This window comes from Chroococcidiopsis sp. CCNUC1, from assembly GCF_023546805.1.
GTDB classification, from domain to species: domain Bacteria; phylum Cyanobacteriota; class Cyanobacteriia; order Cyanobacteriales; family Chroococcidiopsidaceae; genus Chroococcidiopsis; species Chroococcidiopsis thermalis.
The window spans coordinates 669,846-688,172 of sequence record NZ_CP097480.1 but is presented as its reverse complement, the minus strand read 5'-3'; the positions used below and the strand labels follow the sequence as shown (position 1 = coordinate 688,172).

General features: G+C 44.5%; 17 protein-coding genes. 8 read left to right on the top strand and 9 right to left on the bottom strand.

Going from position 1 to position 18,327, the window contains the following annotated elements; all coding sequences use genetic code 11:
- Positions 1-32 precede the first annotated feature (32 nt).
- The 4 genes from M5J74_RS03245 (at position 33) to ctpC (ending at position 5,576) form a co-directional block, all read left to right on the top strand.
- Entirely contained in the window at positions 33-1,334 is a 1,302-nt protein-coding gene (locus M5J74_RS03245; protein WP_106218153.1) for a hypothetical protein, read from the top strand.
- Between the two features lie 544 nt (positions 1,335-1,878).
- Positions 1,879-2,784 (top strand): WecB/TagA/CpsF family glycosyltransferase, encoded by a 906-nt coding sequence (locus tag M5J74_RS03240; protein WP_015152694.1) that lies wholly within the window; start codon positions 1,879-1,881, stop codon positions 2,782-2,784.
- A 155-nt stretch (positions 2,785-2,939) separates the two neighbouring features.
- Positions 2,940-4,166, top strand: a complete 1,227-nt coding sequence (gene ispG, locus M5J74_RS03235) for a (E)-4-hydroxy-3-methylbut-2-enyl-diphosphate synthase (protein ID WP_015152693.1) — start codon at positions 2,940-2,942, stop codon at positions 4,164-4,166.
- 135 nt (positions 4,167-4,301) lie between these two features.
- The gene (gene ctpC / locus M5J74_RS03230; protein WP_015152692.1) at positions 4,302-5,576 is read left to right on the top strand and encodes a carboxyl-terminal processing protease CtpC; all 1,275 of its coding nucleotides are present in this window, start codon (positions 4,302-4,304) and stop codon (positions 5,574-5,576) included.
- Positions 5,577-5,597: 21 nt separating this feature from the next.
- Here the strand turns inward: ctpC and M5J74_RS03225 are convergent, their stop codons facing one another.
- From M5J74_RS03225 to M5J74_RS03215, 4 genes are all read right to left on the bottom strand, one after another.
- A complete protein-coding gene (locus M5J74_RS03225; protein ID WP_041462750.1) occupies positions 5,598-5,786 on the bottom strand; it encodes a hypothetical protein in 189 nt (62 codons plus the stop codon).
- Positions 5,787-5,949: 163 nt separating this feature from the next.
- Positions 5,950-8,013, bottom strand: coding sequence for an elongation factor G (locus M5J74_RS03220; RefSeq protein ID WP_015152690.1), 2,064 nt, complete (start codon positions 8,011-8,013; stop codon positions 5,950-5,952).
- A gap of 199 nt (positions 8,014-8,212) precedes the next feature.
- On the bottom strand, positions 8,213-8,347 hold the full coding sequence (locus tag M5J74_RS32500) for a hypothetical protein (RefSeq protein ID WP_256498664.1): 135 nt from the start codon (positions 8,345-8,347) through the stop codon (positions 8,213-8,215).
- A 10-nt stretch (positions 8,348-8,357) separates the two neighbouring features.
- Positions 8,358-8,705: a helix-turn-helix transcriptional regulator gene (locus M5J74_RS03215; protein WP_250015341.1), complete on the bottom strand. Its 348-nt coding sequence runs from the start codon at positions 8,703-8,705 to the stop codon at positions 8,358-8,360.
- A gap of 197 nt (positions 8,706-8,902) precedes the next feature.
- On the opposite strand from M5J74_RS03215, the gene trxA reads away from it, so the two are divergent.
- Complete coding sequence (trxA, locus tag M5J74_RS03210; protein ID WP_106544943.1) at positions 8,903-9,262, top strand: thioredoxin; 360 nt, start codon at positions 8,903-8,905, stop codon at positions 9,260-9,262.
- Positions 9,263-9,350: 88 nt separating this feature from the next.
- Entirely contained in the window at positions 9,351-10,463 is a 1,113-nt protein-coding gene (locus tag M5J74_RS03205) for an alkene reductase (protein ID WP_015152687.1), read from the top strand.
- 42 nt (positions 10,464-10,505) lie between these two features.
- On the opposite strand, the gene M5J74_RS03200 is transcribed toward M5J74_RS03205, so the two are convergent.
- From M5J74_RS03200 to M5J74_RS33235, 5 genes are all read right to left on the bottom strand, one after another.
- Entirely contained in the window at positions 10,506-11,477 is a 972-nt protein-coding gene (locus tag M5J74_RS03200) for a histidine kinase (RefSeq protein WP_181245474.1), read from the bottom strand.
- Between the two features lie 317 nt (positions 11,478-11,794).
- Positions 11,795-12,646, bottom strand: coding sequence for a DUF72 domain-containing protein (locus tag M5J74_RS03195; RefSeq protein WP_015152685.1), 852 nt, complete (start codon positions 12,644-12,646; stop codon positions 11,795-11,797).
- Between the two features lie 120 nt (positions 12,647-12,766).
- Positions 12,767-13,819, bottom strand: a complete 1,053-nt coding sequence (locus M5J74_RS03190) for a pentapeptide repeat-containing protein (protein ID WP_015152684.1) — start codon at positions 13,817-13,819, stop codon at positions 12,767-12,769.
- A gap of 281 nt (positions 13,820-14,100) precedes the next feature.
- Entirely contained in the window at positions 14,101-14,748 is a 648-nt protein-coding gene (locus M5J74_RS03185; RefSeq protein ID WP_015152683.1) for a response regulator transcription factor, read from the bottom strand.
- Positions 14,749-15,261: 513 nt separating this feature from the next.
- Positions 15,262-15,714, bottom strand: coding sequence for a ferredoxin (locus tag M5J74_RS33235; protein WP_015152682.1), 453 nt, complete (start codon positions 15,712-15,714; stop codon positions 15,262-15,264).
- A gap of 323 nt (positions 15,715-16,037) precedes the next feature.
- On the opposite strand from M5J74_RS33235, the gene groES reads away from it, so the two are divergent.
- Both groES and groL read left to right on the top strand, forming a co-directional pair.
- A complete protein-coding gene (gene groES / locus M5J74_RS03175; RefSeq protein WP_039713348.1) occupies positions 16,038-16,349 on the top strand; it encodes a co-chaperone GroES in 312 nt (103 codons plus the stop codon).
- Between the two features lie 106 nt (positions 16,350-16,455).
- Positions 16,456-18,096, top strand: coding sequence for a chaperonin GroEL (gene groL, locus M5J74_RS03170; RefSeq protein ID WP_015152680.1), 1,641 nt, complete (start codon positions 16,456-16,458; stop codon positions 18,094-18,096).
- The last annotated feature ends 231 nt before the right edge of the window (positions 18,097-18,327 follow it).

Here is an 18,327-nt window from a genome sequence, read left to right as displayed (position 1 = left end):
GCGCTCTGGTGCTTGTATCTAGAGGTCGATCGATGAAAGTAGAGGCGGCGTGTCAGCAACAACGCAAGGGATTAATTAAAAGTTCCACAATTGTACTATTGGCATTTGCTACTGCTTATTTTGCCCGTATCATCGAGGCATTAGGAGTACCCGCAGCAATTAATTTTTTACACTTTGCTACAGTTCCACTTGCCTGTGGTATTGCTCTTGTCAAAGCTCGCTCTAAAAGCCAGCGTCAGCTTACCATCGTCCAAGAAATTCTCTTAGGTTTATTAATATTTTTCATCTTAATGTGTGCTAGTGGACTACTCAATAATGCTGGATTAATTAATGTAGTTCTCAATTATTTAATGCTGACCGAGCCGTTCTTACTTATAGTAGCGATCGCCTGCATTCCCATGTCTTTAACTAGCACGGAAAAACTGCACTGTTGGTTAGTGCGTTTTGGCTTTATCAATCTCCTGCTTGCTTTGCTCCAGCGCTTTGTTCTCAACTTACATCTTCAGGAAGGTTTAGAAGACAATATTAAAGGAGTGTTTTTAAACCAAGGTTCTGGTCATGTTGTTGGTGCTTCAGTTTCATTAACATTTGGTACGTACTATTTATGTATTGCTAAAGAACGTCCACTTTGGCTGCGAGCCTCTGTATTTATTGCTACTATCGTTCACGTATTAGTATCAGATGCCAAACAAGTTCTAGCAGTATTTTTAGTTGCTCTCGTACTTCTTTTTTGCACTAAATTAAAAGATATTACAGAATTTGTAAAATACTCGATTGGAGCAATTTTAGCTGTATTTATCGCAGTTTGGTTGGCAAATAATGGGTTTCTCGCTTGGAGCGTCGATATGACTTTAGAGGGGATGAAGCTTAAACTAGTAGGATTCTCAATTATTCCTTCTTTCTATCATTCTCCGCTCAACCCTTTATTGGGGCTTGGTCCCGGTCACACGATCGGACGTTTAGGGGGGTGGATGCTGCGTGATTATTGGGATCTGCTCTCCCCTTTAGGAGCAACTCAACTTTCCGTGAGCGAAGCCGTATGGAGTGTGGTAGGAGCAAGCTGGTTTGGCGATAAATCTAGCATGTTTTCGCCGTTTTTTGGTTGGGCAGGAATTTGGGGAGATTTGGGTCTGCTAGGGTTAGGAGCTTATTTTTATCTTGCATTTCTTGTTTGGTGCAGGCTGTGTTCGGACGATCTTTCTCGGTTTTTTCTCCTAACTATATTTGTTTTTGGATTAATTTTCACTCAAATAGAAGAACCTGGTTACATGCTCTTTATGGCTATTCTTGTCGGTCTGCAATGGCAAACCAATCGCTTGAGACGGCTATCATAATTCTGTATCTTCAGAGTTTTGCGATCGAGCAATCTACGAGCTATTAAATAGAAGCAAATCTGCTACTATAGCTGGGTACTAATCATACCATGACTGAGCAATTATTATTTTTTAATGAAGTTGCTAAACTACTATTGCTTGTCAGTAAATTTTGGTATAAATTTAGACATATAAATAATGTTCAAGGCAGTTCTCATCAATCCCACCGTACTTTGAGAAGACGTGTAGCAATTTCTCAAATCTATAGGTGCTATTATTTCTGTTGATTATTATTTAATCGGTAATCATTATATTTTTTTCATCACTTCTATGACTCATTTAACATGCAAATTGAATTTAATCAAATAAATCATGAGTTATCAAAATAGGGGAAAGAAAATCAATACTTTTCCAAAGTTTTTCTAGTAAAAACTATAATTTTGATGGATTTGAAATCTTTTTTTTATCGTTAAAAACGCAAATAATCAATGATTAGCAATGCTATAAATTACTTTCAAACTATACTGTCATTCATGGTAATGACTCAAGTGAAGAGTTCAGGGAAATGAGATTCGATACAACAAATAAAGTAGAAGCAGTGGAGTTAATCCAACCAATAGCATCGGATTTTCCCGGTCTAGCCATCACTCAATCGTTTCATACTCCAGTCAATAAATCGGAGTTAGAAGTTATTCCGGCTGAAATTCCTCAAATTAGAATTTGTGTGATTGGCTCACCAATCACGATAGCACCTTTCGATCGCCAAATAGAAATGATGTTGGAGTGGGCTAGCAGTCGTGCTAGCCGATTTGTATGCGTGGCAAACGTCCATATGCTGGCAGAAGCCTACTGGCATCCAGAATTTCATGCAGTGTTAAATCGTGCAGATTTAATTACTCCTGATGGTATGCCCTTAGTATGGATGATGAAACTAATGGGAGCGCAACATCAAAATCGCGTTGCTGGGCTAGATATTATGTTATCTATTTGCCAACAGGCTTCGCAGCGTCAGATAAAAGTTTTTTTTCTTGGTTCGGAAGCTTCCATATTAAAACAGATGCGAAAGCACTTAGAGCGTGACTTTCCCGCTTTAGAAATTGCTGGAATGGAGCCACTACCATTCCGTCCGCTCACGAGAGCAGAAGATGCAGCAGTTATTCAAAAAATTCATGATAGTGGAGCTGGCATTGTATTTTTGGCTCTGGGATGTCCGAAGCAAGAATACTGGATGGATCGACATAAAGACAAAATTCATGCCGTTATGATTGGTGTAGGCGGAGTATTTCCAGTGTATGCAGGAATTCACAAACGCGCTCCCTTGTGGATGAGAAACTTTGGTTTGGAGTGGTTTTACAGATTAATTCAAGAACCACGTAGACTCTGGAAAAGATATACTACCACCATGCCCCTGTTTATCTGGCTAGCTTTGAAGCAGCTATTAACTCAGGGAGCAAGAAGCAGTGACCAGTGACCAGTGACCAATAACCAATAATCAACAACTACCTATCACCGCTCTTCACAAACAACTAATAACTGATAACTAGCCCCCTGCCCCTAATTTGTGGCAATCTGAGAGACAGATAGACTCATCTGATAATCTCGCTACAAAAATTCAGCCAATAGGTTATGCAGACTCTCCCCAACCCAGCTACAGTAAAATCTTCTTCTGGCGAACTTTCCACTGATACTACTATTCATCGCCGCCAGACTCGTCCGATTCAGGTAGGAAACGTCACGATTGGTGGTAGTCATCCAGTGGTGGTGCAATCCATGATCAACGAAGACACCCTGGACATAGATGGTTCCGTTGCTGCTATTCGTCGCCTACATGAAATTGGCTGCGAAATAGTCCGCGTCACCGTACCAAGTATGGCACACGCTCAAGCCTTAGCAGAAATCAAACAAAAGTTGTATGCCTCATACCAACCAGTTCCAATCGTGGCTGACGTGCATCATAATGGGATGAAAATTGCCTTGGAAGTTGCCAAGCACATCGATAAAGTGCGGATCAATCCTGGCTTGTACGTATTTGAAAAACCTAAATCCAATCGCACTGAGTACAGTCAAACAGAATTCGAGGAAATTGGCGACAAGATTCGCCAAACTTTGGAACCACTGGTAGTCTGCTTGCGCGACCAGGGTAAAGCCATGCGGATTGGCGTGAATCACGGCTCCCTGGCAGAAAGAATGCTGTTTACCTACGGCGACACCCCAGAAGGAATGGTAGAATCAGCCCTGGAATTCATTCGGATTTGCGAATCGCTGGACTTTCGTAACTTAGTGATTTCTCTTAAAGCATCGCGAGTGCCCGTGATGATCGCTGCCAATCGCTTGATGGTTAAGCGGATGAATGAGCTAGGCATGGACTATCCCTTGCATCTAGGCGTGACGGAAGCTGGAGATGGCGAATACGGTCGAATCAAATCTACAGCTGGGATTGGGACACTGTTAGCTGAAGGGATTGGCGATACCATCCGCGTATCGCTGACAGAAGCGCCAGAAAAAGAAATTCCCGTTTGTTACAGCATTCTGCAATCTTTAGGTTTGCGGAAAACAATGGTAGAGTACGTTGCTTGTCCTTCTTGCGGACGCACTCTGTTTAATTTAGAGGAAGTGTTGCATAAAGTTAGAGAGGCAACAAAGCACCTAACAGGTTTAGATATCGCCGTTATGGGTTGTATAGTCAATGGTCCAGGGGAAATGGCGGATGCGGACTACGGCTATGTAGGGAAGCAACCTGGTTACATTTCTCTCTATCGCGGTCGAGAAGAAATCAAGCGCGTTCCTGAAGATCGAGGAGTGGAAGAATTGATTAACTTAATTAAGGCAGACGATCGCTGGGTCGATCCGTAAGCAGTGACCAGTGACCAAGGTTTGTCTGCTGCGGTCACTGGTCACTGTCAAAACTGGTCACTGTCTGAGCGCCCTGTGTTAAATTGGGCTTACTTGGTTTGCTTTGTTCTCCGGCTGTGCAGTGTCAATACGATCATGAATAAGCGTGGAATTTTCTTGGGTGCAACAGCAGTGATGCTCTCGACTGCCGCAGTTGCCAGTTTTAGCGATCGCTCTCAAACTCAAGCTTTCTTTCGTGAAAGTCCGAAAGAATTAGTCGATGAAGTTTGGCAAATAATCGATCGGCAGTATGTAGACGGGACTTTCAACAAGGTCAATTGGCAAGCTGTACGCAAAGAGTACTTGAGCCGCTCTTATGCCAATCGAGAGGATGCATACAAAGCAGTCCGACAAATGCTAGAAAAGCTCAAAGATCCATATACCCGATTTATGGATCCAGAAGAATTCAAGAATATGCAGGTAGATACTTCTGGAGAACTAACGGGAATTGGCATTCAAATCGCCCAAGATGAGAAAACAAAGCAATTAACTGTAATTGCCCCAATTGAAGATACACCCGCTTTCAGTGCCGGAATTCTTGCTAAGGATACAATCGTCAAAATTGATGGTAAAAGCACTAAGGGAATGGATGTGAATCAAGCAGTGTCGCTGATTCGGGGACAACCAGGTACAGAAGTACAAATCACGATTTTGCGCAACGGACAGCAGAAGGATTTTCGGATAAAACGGGCGCGAATTGAAATTCATCCAGTGCGTTACAGCTACCAGAATAGCCCAACAGGTGGTATAGGGTACATTCGCTTAAATCAGTTCAGTGCCAATGCTGCCACGGAAATGCGCGATGCAATTAAAAATTTAGAAAAGAAACAGGTATCCGGTTATATTTTGGATTTACGTAACAATCCTGGTGGGTTGTTATTGTCCAGCATAGAAATTGCTCAAATGTGGCTGGAAGACGGGGTTATTGTTTCCACTAAGAACCGACAAGGGAAGCAAGACATTGAAAGGTCTAACCACCATCCATTAACTAATAAACCCCTAGTCGTACTAGTAAATGACGGTTCGGCAAGCGCCAGTGAAATTCTTTCTGGGGCGCTACAGGATAACAAACGCGCGGTTTTAGTTGGAGAAAAAACTTTTGGTAAAGGGTTGGTACAGTCGGTACGCAGCTTGGGAGATGGTTCTGGCTTAGCTGTGACTATAGCGAAGTACTTTACCCCCAACGGGCGCGACATCAATAAGTCTGGGATTGCTCCTAATGTAGTAGTATCGCTGACGGATAAAGAAAAACAGGCGTTGTTTCTACAAAATCGCGACAAAGTTGGTACGCCATCAGACCCGCAATATGCTAAGGCACTAGACATATTAAAGAAGCAAATTGCAGCTAAGGGGAACTCTGCTACAAGGTAGGGAGAAAGTGTTCCCCACCGATTACATAGGCTGGCATTTTCCGGCACGGATGAGTCCAACGCGACGGGCGATCGCTTCTGCTTGAGATGGGAACGGTCCCCAACGTTCTTTTGCTTCTGCATCTGGCTCTATATTCACTTGCTCGTCAGAAACAATTTGACAATGACCGTCCGCTAGCTTGACAATAAACCAAGTTTGTGAATTCATCATAGAAAAAAGTTGAGCGCTGTTCTGTCTGGTATCCTCAATTCTAAGCTGTTCGCAGACAAGAGCATATTTGTAGGGGCGCACAGCTGTGCGCCCCTACAGATCGTGTAATTTATCTAATCGAAAACGACAGATCTTTTCAGCAAAGGTAATCAAGCCTGATGCATCAACGGTTGCCGTTACCGTTACTGCCAGTTGCCAAAACTCGCTCGGCTAACTTGTCAGGAACTTCTTGCAAGTGATGGTATTGCCACTGGAAGGAACCAACACCTAGAGTTAGCGATCGCAACTCGACAATGAAGTTCTGCATCTCGGCTTGAGGTAAGTAAGCAATCAGCTTGTCCCACCCAGACCAATCAGATCTTCCTTCATAGCCGAGAATTTGTCCCCGTCGCCCGCTCACCAGTTGCATCACCTTGGAGGTGAATTCGCTGGGCGTATTGACTTCAATTGAGGCGATCGGTTCTAATAGCGTCGGTTCGCACTGAGTCATTCCCGTTTGCATAGCTAGCCGTGCCGCTTGTTTAAATGCTTGCTCGGAGCTATCAACTGTATGATAAGAGCCGTTGGTCAAGGTGACGGCAACATCAACTACGGGAAAACCTAAAGGACCGTGTACCAAAAATTCCTTCACACCAACTTCAACGCCAGGAATATATTGCTTCGGGACAACGCCACCTACAATCTTTTCGCTAAAATTAAAGCCTTCTCCGCGTCCAAGCGGTTTAATATCTAGGTAAACATCGCCAAACTGCCCGTGTCCTCCTGACTGGTGCTTGTAGCGCCCGTGAACTGAAGCAGCAGGCTTGCGAATGGTTTCTTTATAGGGTACTTGTGGTAGATGAGTCCCCATTGGTAAGTTATACTTCCGACGCAGGCGATCGAGGGCTACTTGCAAGTGAATTTCGCCTTGTCCCCACAGGATCACTTCGTGGGTATCACCGTGCTGTTCCCACATTAAAGATGGGTCTTCTTCTAACAGCTTAGTCAACGCTGCACTCAATTTGACTTCGTCGTTGCGTTTTTCCGGGGCGATCGCCAAGGCATAAACTGGTCTGAGTATATCTGCTTTAGGTAGTTCTGTGGCTTGTCCGTTGGCTGAGATGGTGTCGCCAGTTTTTACGCCATCCAAGCGGCTGAGGGCAACAATTTCACCAGCTTCAGCTTCATTTATCGAGTTTTGTTGTTGTCCTAGTAGCCGATAAATCCCGCCAGCGCGAGTACCATTCAATACGATGCCATCGGTTAACTTACCCTGCCATACCCGTACTAGGGAAAGTTTGCCTCCTTGGGGCGTGTAATAGGTTTTCAATACTTGGGCTATGGGAGTTTCAGCAGTAGCGCCAAGCCCTCGTCGTTGAGCAGTGTCTTGTGGTTCAGGTGCTTCTCGTAACAGTGCTTCTAAAAGCGGTCTAACTCCAAAATCTCGGTCTGCAACTCCACAAAATACTGGAACGACTAAATCTGCCCCTAGTTCTAATTTCAAGTCTTGCAGAATTTCTTCTTGAGGCGGCTCGATCTCTTCTAAAAGTTCTTCCAATAAATGGTCGTCAAAGTTGGCTAATTCTTCCAACATTTCCGCTCTAGCTGCCTGTTCCTGTGCCTTTAAAGATGCTGGCAATGGAATCGGATCGGCTGGTGCGCCAGAGTGGTATTGATATGCTTGTTCGCTGACTAGATCGATAAATCCAGTTAGCTGTTCGTCTTGAATAATGGGATATTGATGCGGTACGAGCGGACGCTTGGAAACAGCTTTAAGGGCGTGCAACATATCCATGAAATTGTTGCTAACCCGATCCATTTTGTTAATAAATACGAGATGGGGAATTTCCCAATCGTCAAGAAATTTAAATAAGGGAGCGAGGGTAAGTACCTTCTGACGCAAACCGTTTTCATTGTTATCATTTGCTGGCTCGCAAACAACAACTGCTGCATCTACGCCCATGAGAGCGTTATATGTCTCTTGAGCAAATTCGACTGAACCCGGACAGTCAACAAATGTGAAGCGGACACCTTCATACTCGGTACTAGCGGCGCTCACTTCTACACTCATTTGGCGATCGCGCGCTTCCGCTGCACTGTCTCCTACGGTGTTACCGTCGCGGACGCTACCTTTACGAGTAATAGCTCCTGTGACCGATAACAAACTTTCGAGCAAAGTTGTTTTTCCGCTCAAATAAGGACCGACAATTGCAACATTGCGCGTACTCGCTCTGACATTTTCATTCATACAACCTCCTACGCGGATTCTTTTATGAGAAGCCGCACGATCGTGAGTAGACAATGGATAATGTTGTAGAGAATTATCCCGTCTTTAATCCGACCTTATCTTGTCTTTAATCGTAAGAATGAAAATTGTAGTTTCTCGTAAGAATTAGCTAAATTAAAGTTAATTAGCTTGAAGTTTTATGCAGATATTTGGAGTTTTATCAAGGAGAGAGTGGTAATTGGTAGTTGGTAGTTGGTAGTTGGGTGGTGCGTGGTGCGTGGTGCGTGGTGCGTGAAGAAGGGGTGTAGGGTGTAGGTTGTAGTGGATTGTTGACTGGTCCCTGGTCACTGGTCACTGGTCACTGGTCACTGGTCACTGGTCACTGCTCGTGCGCTCCCTCTCATCAAGCTTTGCAGGCAAGCATTGAGTAACTCCCAATTCAAAGAGTTATATTTTGTCTGCCCTTCCTTGCGAATATCGAGCAACCCTGCTTCCGCTAGAGTTTTAGAGTGGTGGCAGAAGAGGGCAAGGCTAATACTTAATTTTTGCGCAATCTCCGTACCGCTCAATTCTCCAGCATGGGCGAGTAACTCGACAATTTTCAATCTGGTGGGGTCGGCAAGGGCTGCAAAGATTTTTGCCCGACGACAGCTATCGTCCACTTCAGCTACAGGTAGGGACTTGGGCTGGTCTAGATTATTGTGTGTCATCATCGTTCGTCCGCGATCGCGCTACTTGTCAAATAGTTAAATAGCTACTTGACTTTTTAATTTATCTTGTCTAACATAATAGTCAAGTGGTTGTTTAACTACTTAAATTTTAACCTACGGTTGGCGATCGGTAATAGGTAGTTGGTAGTTACCTTTTGCTTGTGCTAATCCGGTTTTGATGAAGAAGGAGACTTGTAGGTATGACAGATCGTGTCAAGCCGTTGACTCTCACTGCTGAGAATTTTCAAACAGAGGTCATTGAGAGTAAAACACCAGTGCTAGTAGATGTTTGGGCAGCCTGGTGCGGACCTTGTAGGGTAGTTAACCCAATCGTGGAAGAGATTGCTGCCAATTTTGCCGGACGCGCCACAGTAGGCAAGCTGAATATTGACGAGTACGGAGAAATTGCTTCTCGATATCAGGTGCAGGCAATTCCGACGCTGTTATTTTTCCAAAATGGCGTAGTTGTAGATCGAGTTGTTGGTGTTGTTGGGGCAAAAGCGATCGCGCAAAAATTGAATGCTTTGTTAGAGCCAGCAGCAGATCGACAAGCTGCTTAGACATTACATCTGTAGAGGCGTGAAATTTCGCGCTTCTACAGTCCACATTATTTCATACACTTTTTATCCATTTACCCTAGTAAAGCCTATGAATACCAACATCGATCTATTCTCACCCGTTCGGCTCGGTCGTTACGAATTACCTAACCGAATGGTGATGGCTCCCTTAACGCGCAACCGTGCGGGAGAGGGTAACGTGCCGAGAGAATTGAATGCAGAATATTACGCCCAAAGAGTCTCGGCAGGACTGATTATTACAGAAGCGACTCAGGTGTCGCCACAAGGCTTAGGTTATCCGTTTACCCCTGGTATTCACTCCCAAGAACAGGTAGAAGGCTGGCGGCTAGTGACGAAAGCCGTACACGATCGCGGTGGCAAAATTTTTCTCCAGCTATGGCACGTCGGGCGAATATCTCACCCCGATTTGCAAGTCGATGGAGCATTGCCCGTTGCACCTAGCGCGATCGCGCCATCAGAAGGTATGGCAGCTACTTACGAAGGAGAAAAGCCTTACGTTACACCCCGCGCCCTAGAAACAGCAGAAATTCCAGGAATTGTAGAACAATATCGCCAAGGGGCAAAAAATGCGTTGGCGGCTGGGTTTGATGGCGTAGAAATTCACAGCGCCAACGGCTATCTGCTCGATCAATTTCTCCACGATGGCTCCAATCACCGTACAGATGAATATGGTGGCTCGATTGAAAATCGCGCCCGCTTGCTAATGGAAGTGACTGAAGCAGTCGTTAGTGTTTGGGGTGCAGATAGAGTGGGAGTCAGACTTTCACCCAGTGGCACTTTTGGCAGCGTCTACGACTCCGATCTCAAAGCATTGTTTACCTATGTAGTTGATGCGCTCAACCAATTTGAATTAGCTTATCTACATTTGGTAGAGCCGAGAGTTGCTGGTAACGAGACAGTAGAAAATCCTACTTCAGAATTGTCATCAAAATACTTCCGTCCGATCTACAAAGGGACTCTCATCAGTGCTGGCGGCTACGATCGCGAATCGGGAAATGCAGTATTAGCCTCTGGAGATGCGGACTTAGTTGCTTACGGTAGACTGTTTATTTCCAACCCCGACTTACCGCAGCGTTTTGCTCTCAACGCACAATTAAACCCCTACGATCGCTCTAGCTTTTATGGCGGAGACAAGAGGGGTTATACAGATTATCCATCTTTGGAATTGCAGGCTGCTGGTTGATGGGGTAGGGGCGCACGGCTGTGCGCCCCTACTTTACCCAATTTATTTACTAGCAGGTGGTTCTTTATCTTTGAGCAAATCACTTGCAACTTTGAGCAGATCGTGCAGAATCTTGCGTAGTTGATGCTCTCCTTTCGCGATCGCTTCTCCTACTTCTTTAAGTCTATCTTCAAGCGATCGCCCTTCTACTGATTCTCCGACATCAGCTTTGTTACGGGTGCGGCTGTACCAGTGCGTAGCCTCATCTATTCTTTCTTTGATTTCCTCGTAGCGTCCGCCATAGCGGGCGGCTAGATTGGCGCGAACGATCGCCAATTGTGCTTGGAGTTGAGCGTAACGCTTCTTCATTAAAGCGAATTCTTCGCTATTTTTAAAGGCATTAATGGCGGATTGGATCGAATCTTTCAAACTAGAATCTGATTCTTTACCAACTTCTTCTACATCAACCAAGAGGCGATCGATCTCTTGTTGTAGTTCCTCTTCTTGAGTGTCAATTCTGGATTGTAATTGGTGAACTTCTGCCTGATCTTTGACAATAGTTTGCCGTTTGCCACTACTGTAACCTTCAATAAATCCTTCAACCGCAGCAGTAATTTCCTCTTTGATCTCGCTACCCTTATCCTTAAAGTTATCGCTAACTGCTGAAATGGTATCTCTGAAAATTTGACGAATATCGCTAGTACCTGCTTTTATCTCCGTACGAACATCATATATAGCAGATTGAACGATTTCGCGAATCCTACTCGATCGCAACTGTCCAGTAGTTTTTGCTTCCTCAAATTCGGAGCGAATTTGCGTCCTAATTTGCTCGACTATATTTCTTTGTGGATAAGTTGACGTACCTGTCTCATCTACAGGACGCTGAGCAAAATCCTCAAAATTCTCGTAGTCTTTAGCATCGAAACTAGAGTCATACTGGTCGAGATTAGGAGTTTTTTCCTCATGAACCAATCCTGGCTTACCTTGAGCTAGATCGTTCATGATTTTTTGTTTTTCTTCATTACTTAAAGTCACTTTTGTTTCTCCCACTTACTAAATTGAGCTACTAAAACTGAACTGTAGTAAAAGAATTGTTTTTGCTTTCTTCTTTGCGCCTGTGCATCTAACGCTTCGCCTTCGGCTAATGCGTGAAACACAATCAAAACTTTATCCAATCTAAGAAAAAATCTCTGATATCGTGTTCGGTTAATCGCTCGTAAATACCGTCAGAATGAATTCTGGTAAACCCACCCTTGCAATACTCTGGTTATTGCAACGAACTTAATATGACTTATCCCTACATTAATGACAAACAAATCCAATCGCACTCTTTCTGACGGATGAAAGTCAATCTAGAACAAGCTGAGTTGCTGAGGAAATGGCTGCAAATCGTTCCAGGGAAGCGGCGGAACCACAACCCCTTTTTGTGTCAATAACTGGTGAAACGACCGAGCATTGTGCGGCGATCGCTCTTCTGTGGGACAATGTATAAAGAAATAAATCTGGGTTCCTTGACTTAGATTGCGATCGATAAAATCAACCCATTCCTCAAGAAACAGCTGATTCAACTCCCATTTTGGGTGACTGATAAAACGAACTAAGCTAAACGGTGCAGCGATCCTAAATTCTACTGGTAACTTAGGTTTGCGGCGTTCGGAGTGAATCTGCGGATCGTCTGGTGCATCGTATATCGGACGGCTATCGAGTAAAACTCTACCTATCCCTAATTGTTTCAGAAGCGTTGTTAGTTGACTAGCGTGAGGCTCTTGAAACCAACTTGGATGACGTACCTCTAAAGCCAGCGACGTTTTTTCTCTCAAAGCGTTTAAGAATATTGTTAAGTCTTCTATTGCTTCTGGACTATATCGTGGCGGGAGTTGAGCAAAAATTGGTCCCAAGCGATCGCCTAAACCTTGCATTCGTGCTATGAAACTCAAAGCATCGGGAATATGTGGTTCTAGCAAGCCTTGATGGGTAATGTCTCGCGGTAACTTGAGGCAGAATTTAAATTCTGGCGGTGTTTCTGCTGCCCAGCGCGCTACAGTATCGGCATCAGGGATAGCGTAAAAGGTGGTGTTTCCTTCAACAGTCGTGAGACGCTGGCTGTATAAACCTAAAAATTCACCCACACGACTTCCAGTCGGATAAAAATCGCCTACCCAACCTTTATACGACCAAACAGCACAGCCAAGATGAAAAGTCAAAAGTTAAAAGTTAAAAGTTAAAAAACTGTAAGGACTGGTTTTTACTAAGATCTTCAGCTAAAGCTGTCAATCTATTTGCTAAGCTCACTCGTACAACAATCAAAAATCAAAGACAATTTTCTAGGAATGAACTGAGCCATCAGGCATAATTGCCCCAGTTAAAATTGCTCCGGTTAATTTGACCATAATTCGGTCTTTTGTACCTACTTTTGCTCCTTTTAAATTAGCTTTACTTAAATTTGCTCCACTCAAGTCAGCACCAATTAAATTGGCTTCCTGTAAATTGGCTGAAGTTAAATTTGCGCCTAATAAGTTGGCACGAAATAAGTTGGCTTGAGATAGATTTGCTTCTTGTAAGTTGACTTTGTGTAGAAAAGAATCGCTCAGATCGGCTTTACTTAAGTTAGCTTTGCTCAAGTTTCTCCCCGATAAATCTTTTTCTTTCAACTCAGCACCCCGTAAATCGGCTCCAGTCATATCGGGATAGTGAGGACGGTAAGGTTGATGGGGGGAAGATGAAGCAGTGGCTTGCTGGGGCGACTTAGAAGCAGAATAGTAAGACTGAGAACTACTCTGTTGGGGCGATTGCGATCCCGAGTAATAGCTTGAGGGAGGTGATTGCTGCTTGTAGCTCGACTGTGAAGCTGAGTAGTAATCTGACTGGTACGGTTGCTTATAGCTAGATTGCGAATGTGACTGCTGGTGCGACTGAGTAGAGTCGTAGTGCGATTGCGACGGTTGTTTGTAGCTAGATTGTGAATTATTGCCGTTCGACTGCGAACTTGCCTGCTGACGCGATCGCGCGGTTGAATCGTAATATGACTGAGAATTATTGCTGCTCGACTGCGAATAACTTTGCTGGCGCGATTGTGACGCTGAGTAGTAATGAGATTGAGAATGAGCCTGCGACTGTTTAGATCTACTGCGAGACTCTGGTTTTGGTTGCGCGGGAGTAAATTTACCCGTGCGAGTCTGAATTACCCGCAATTGCTCTCGCGCTTGATTAATTTCTTTTAATTTTTCTTGCGCTTTTTGCTGCAACCGCTGATTCTCTTTCGGGATGCGATCGGGATGCCAAATAAAAGCCAAGTCCTTATACGCCTGGTTAATTTCTTCCAGGGAGGCTCCAGGCTCTAATCCAAGTACTCTGTAGCAGTGGTTCAGGTCTAACATTACTACTGCCGCATCCTCACTAGCTTGGTATTACCCATGATAGGCAGCTAATTGCGTATTCGCTACCTTCTTTTAGGCGATCGCCTAATAAGAAACTTAAACTAAACTTATCACTACTGAGACAACACTAGCTCAAGAAAGCAGGAGGCAGATGACAGCAGGATTTAATCTATACGGCATCAGCCAGTCGTGCTGATTCAACTATATAGTTATTCTTGCCATAATCCGCTACATTTTTTCTTGAATTCCCCAGTCTCCAGCCGCCAATTTTCCATGTCGAGTCATGCCATTTGATTTTCAATTGCCCAACGTGCTAGCTCAGTACGATTGTGCAATCCCGTTTTACCAAGCATATTAGACACGTGGCTTTCTACTGTCCGCTGACTCACATTCAGTTCTTCGGCAATATCGCGATTAGCTAGACCTCTCGCCACATATTGCACGACTTTTAGCTCTGTTTGCGTCAGATGCACGTCAAAAGGAACTTGAATTTTTGTCTCGTTTTCGCCGTTGCCACCTGATTGTTGTCTCTGGCGATAAGCTTGTTTAAGAGAAGCTTCCACTTGAGCCACTAGTTCCTCTGGCTCGAATGGTTTGACCATGTAGACATCAGCACCGATGTTTAAACCTTTGATTTTGTCTTGGCTTTGACCCTTGGCAGAAAGAAATAGAATCGGAATCCAACTGGTGCGTTCGTCCTGTCTTACCTGATTGACAAACTGATAGCCATCCATTTCTGGCATCATCACGTCACAGATAATCATATCTGGAATTTCCTGCTCCAGAACTTCTAAAGCCTCTCGCCCGTTTTCTGCGGTGATGACCTCATAGCCTCGGAATTCTAGGTAATCCTTGACGAGTAATATGAGGTTGGGGTCATCATCTATTAATAGCAGTCGCTTGTGCTCTTTTACGCTAGTTTCCTTCATGCTGCGCTTACTCGCCACAATTGAGTCAGTCGAACTTTTCAATAGCAGTTTCTCTTGCAATTTATCGGTTTGGTGGTATTTTACTGACCTCGGTCTCGCTGAATTGTAGTCGGAAAGCCATTTTAATCTTCAAAGAAGATTTATAGCTTTAGTGCTGCACTGCAACTGCAAAGATTTCAGTCTTAGTACGGACACCTAATGATACGCCCTATTTGGTATAACTTAGGCGATATCATTATATATTCTTTTTTCGGCGTTGTCGTATAAAACCTGATACAATAGCAAAATATACCTATCTTTATTTGAAAGAATCAGTAAAACCCACTAAAGTAGGAGCAAACGCCAAAATTTGTACTGAGAAAAGTCAGTCAATTTTGTTTGCTAAATCAAATATTCTTTGTAACTATCCTTAATAAACTGTGATGAGATGGGGTCTCGTGCAAAAGAACTGATGGCTTTTTAGTTATTTTGCCAAGTTATTTTGCCAATTCTATTGACTTCTCTGATGCTGCACTAGTTGTCATCAGCGATCGCGTCTGATGTCGGTTCTGGAAGAGGATGAACGAGAAAGGCATATTCGCGCACAATTTGGTTGCCGATGAGATGTTCTTGGATAATCCGTTCGATAACTTCGGGGGTTGCCTGACGATACCAAACCCCATCGGGATACACTACGAGAATTGGACCATTAGTACAGACGCGCAAGCAGTTAGCCTTCGTGCGAAAGATACAACTGGGGCGATCGCTCGTTGGTTTATCGAGTTTTAATTGTTTGAGGCGTTTTTTCAAGTAATCCCAAGATTCTAGGCTCGCTTCCTTAGAACAGCACTGCGGTAAAGTCTGGTCGGCACAAATAAAAACATGGCGTTGAATTTGCGGTAAACCTAAAGCCTGGACGCAAACAGCCAAAGCTTCATCATCTTTTGGTTTGCAGGTTTCATCTTGGGGTGTCAGGTTGTCGGTCATTTGAGGAATGAGGGAGAAAATCTCAGCTTCAGGGAATGAAACGGGTAAGTTACATAATTTACACGCATACACATTGCATTTTAAATTGTCTTGTTCCTCATTATCCCCTTGTCCTCCTTGTCCCCCTTGTCCTCCTTCGCCCCCTTGTCCCCCTTGTCCCCCTTCGCCCCTAATCCCCCTTGTCCCCCTTGTCCCCCTTGTCCCCCTTGTCCCCCGACTCTCTAGTTCGGAAACCCGTACAATCGAATTTGTTGCCACGATCTCTATCTTTTGGCTAAATTAGCACTCAGGAGTTGAGAGTGCTAACAAGGCAAGGAATTTGTATGGCAGCAGTATCTTTAAGCGTTTCTACAGTTAAGCCACTAGGCGATCGCGTATTTGTCAAAGTCAGCGCCTCAGAAGAGAAAACCGCTGGCGGTTTGTACTTGCCCGACACTGCTAAGGAAAAACCCCAAGTTGGTGAAATCGTCGCCATTGGTCCTGGTAAGCGTAATGATGATGGTTCTCGCCAAGAATTAGAAGTTAAGGTTGGAGACAAAGTTCTTTACTCTAAGTACGCTGGCACAGACGTAAAGCTAGGTACAGATGAGTACGTGCTGTTGTCTGAGAAAGACATTTTAGCAGTTGTTAGCTAATCGGTAATGGGTAATGGGTAATGGGAGATCCACAACTACCAATTACCAACTACCAATTCACAAAATCTAAAATCCAAAATCTAAAATCCAAAATCGCAAGACAACTATGGCAAAGCGCATTATTTACAACGAAAACGCTCGTCGCGCCCTAGAACGGGGTATGGACATTCTAGCTGAAGCGGTAGCCGTTACGCTGGGTCCAAAGGGTCGTAACGTGGTGCTAGAGAAAAAGTTTGGCGCACCGCAGATCGTCAATGATGGCGTAACCATCGCTAAAGAAATTGAATTAGAAGATCACGTAGAAAACACTGGTGTATCTCTAATTCGTCAAGCTGCTTCCAAAACCAATGACGCTGCGGGTGATGGTACAACCACTGCAACCGTATTAGCTCACGCCATTGTAAAAGAAGGCTTGCGTAACGTTGCTGCGGGTGCAAATGCAATTTCCCTCAAGCGCGGGATCGATAAAGCGGCTAACTTCCTAGTAGAAAAGATTGCCGAACACGCTCGTCCTGTAGAGGATTCTAAAGCGATCGCTCAAGTCGGTTCGATTTCTGCTGGTAACGATGAAGAAGTTGGCAGCATGATCGCTGAAGCGATGGATAAGGTGGGTAAAGAAGGTGTCATTTCCCTAGAAGAAGGGAAGTCCATGACAACCGAACTAGAAATCACCGAAGGGATGCGCTTTGACAAAGGTTACATCTCTCCCTACTTCGCTACCGATCCCGAACGGATGGAAGCTGTTCTAGACGAACCTTTCATTTTGATTACCGACAAGAAAATTGCTTTGGTACAAGATTTAGTCCCCGTACTAGAGCAAGTTGCACGTTCTGGTCGTCCGCTGCTGATTTTGGCAGAAGATATTGAAAAAGAAGCGCTAGCAACCCTAGTTGTTAACCGTCTGCGTGGCGTACTCAACGTAGCTGCGGTCAAGGCTCCTGGGTTTGGCGATCGCCGCAAGGCTATGCTGGAAGATATCGCTATCCTCACTGGTGGTCAATTGATTACTGAAGATGCTGGTCTGAAGCTGGATAACACCAAGCTAGACATGCTCGGTAAAGCACGCCGGATCACCATTACCAAAGACAACACCACAATTGTCGCTGAAGGTAACGAACAAGCTGTTAAGGCTCGTTGCGAACAGATTCGCCGTCAAATGGACGAAACCGAATCTTCCTACGACAGAGAAAAGCTACAAGAGCGCTTAGCTAAACTAGCTGGTGGCGTTGCTGTGGTCAAAGTCGGTGCTGCAACTGAAACCGAAATGAAAGACCGCAAACTACGCCTGGAAGACGCGATTAACGCTACCAAAGCCGCCGTAGAAGAAGGTATCGTTCCTGGTGGTGGTACAACCTTGGCTCACTTAGCTCCTCAGTTGGAACAGTGGGCAAGTAGCAGCCTCAAGGGTGAAGAATTAATCGGTGCATCAATTGTAGCTCGCGCTCTAACTTCTCCCCTGAAGCGGATTGCTGAAAACGCAGGTCAAAACGGTGCGGTCATCGCCGAGCGCGTCAAGGAAAAAGATTTCAATATCGGCTTCGACGCTGCTAAAAACGAGTACGTCGATATGTTTAGCGCTGGTATTGTTGACCCTGCTAAAGTGACTCGTTCCGCGCTGCAAAATGCTGCTTCTATCGCTGGTATGGTGCTGACAACTGAGTGTATCGTGGTTGATAAGCCTGAACCAAAAGATGGCGCTCCTGCTGGTGCTGGCGCTGGTATGGGTGGCGGAGATTTCGATTACTAAAGTTTGTTAGAGGTAGGCTACTGTCTACCTCAATTGTGAAGAATACAGCTGCTTCCCTTGGGAGGTGGCTGTTTTTTTATAAAGTCAAAAGTCAAAAGTTAAAAGTCAAAAAACCGATCGCATTTGTATTTTACGTGCCACCTGCATCCATCTCTGTTTAAAATTTCTACCATTTTCCAAAACAGAAGCTATTGACTATATCTATGGCTAGGCGACAGACAGGAAAATGTT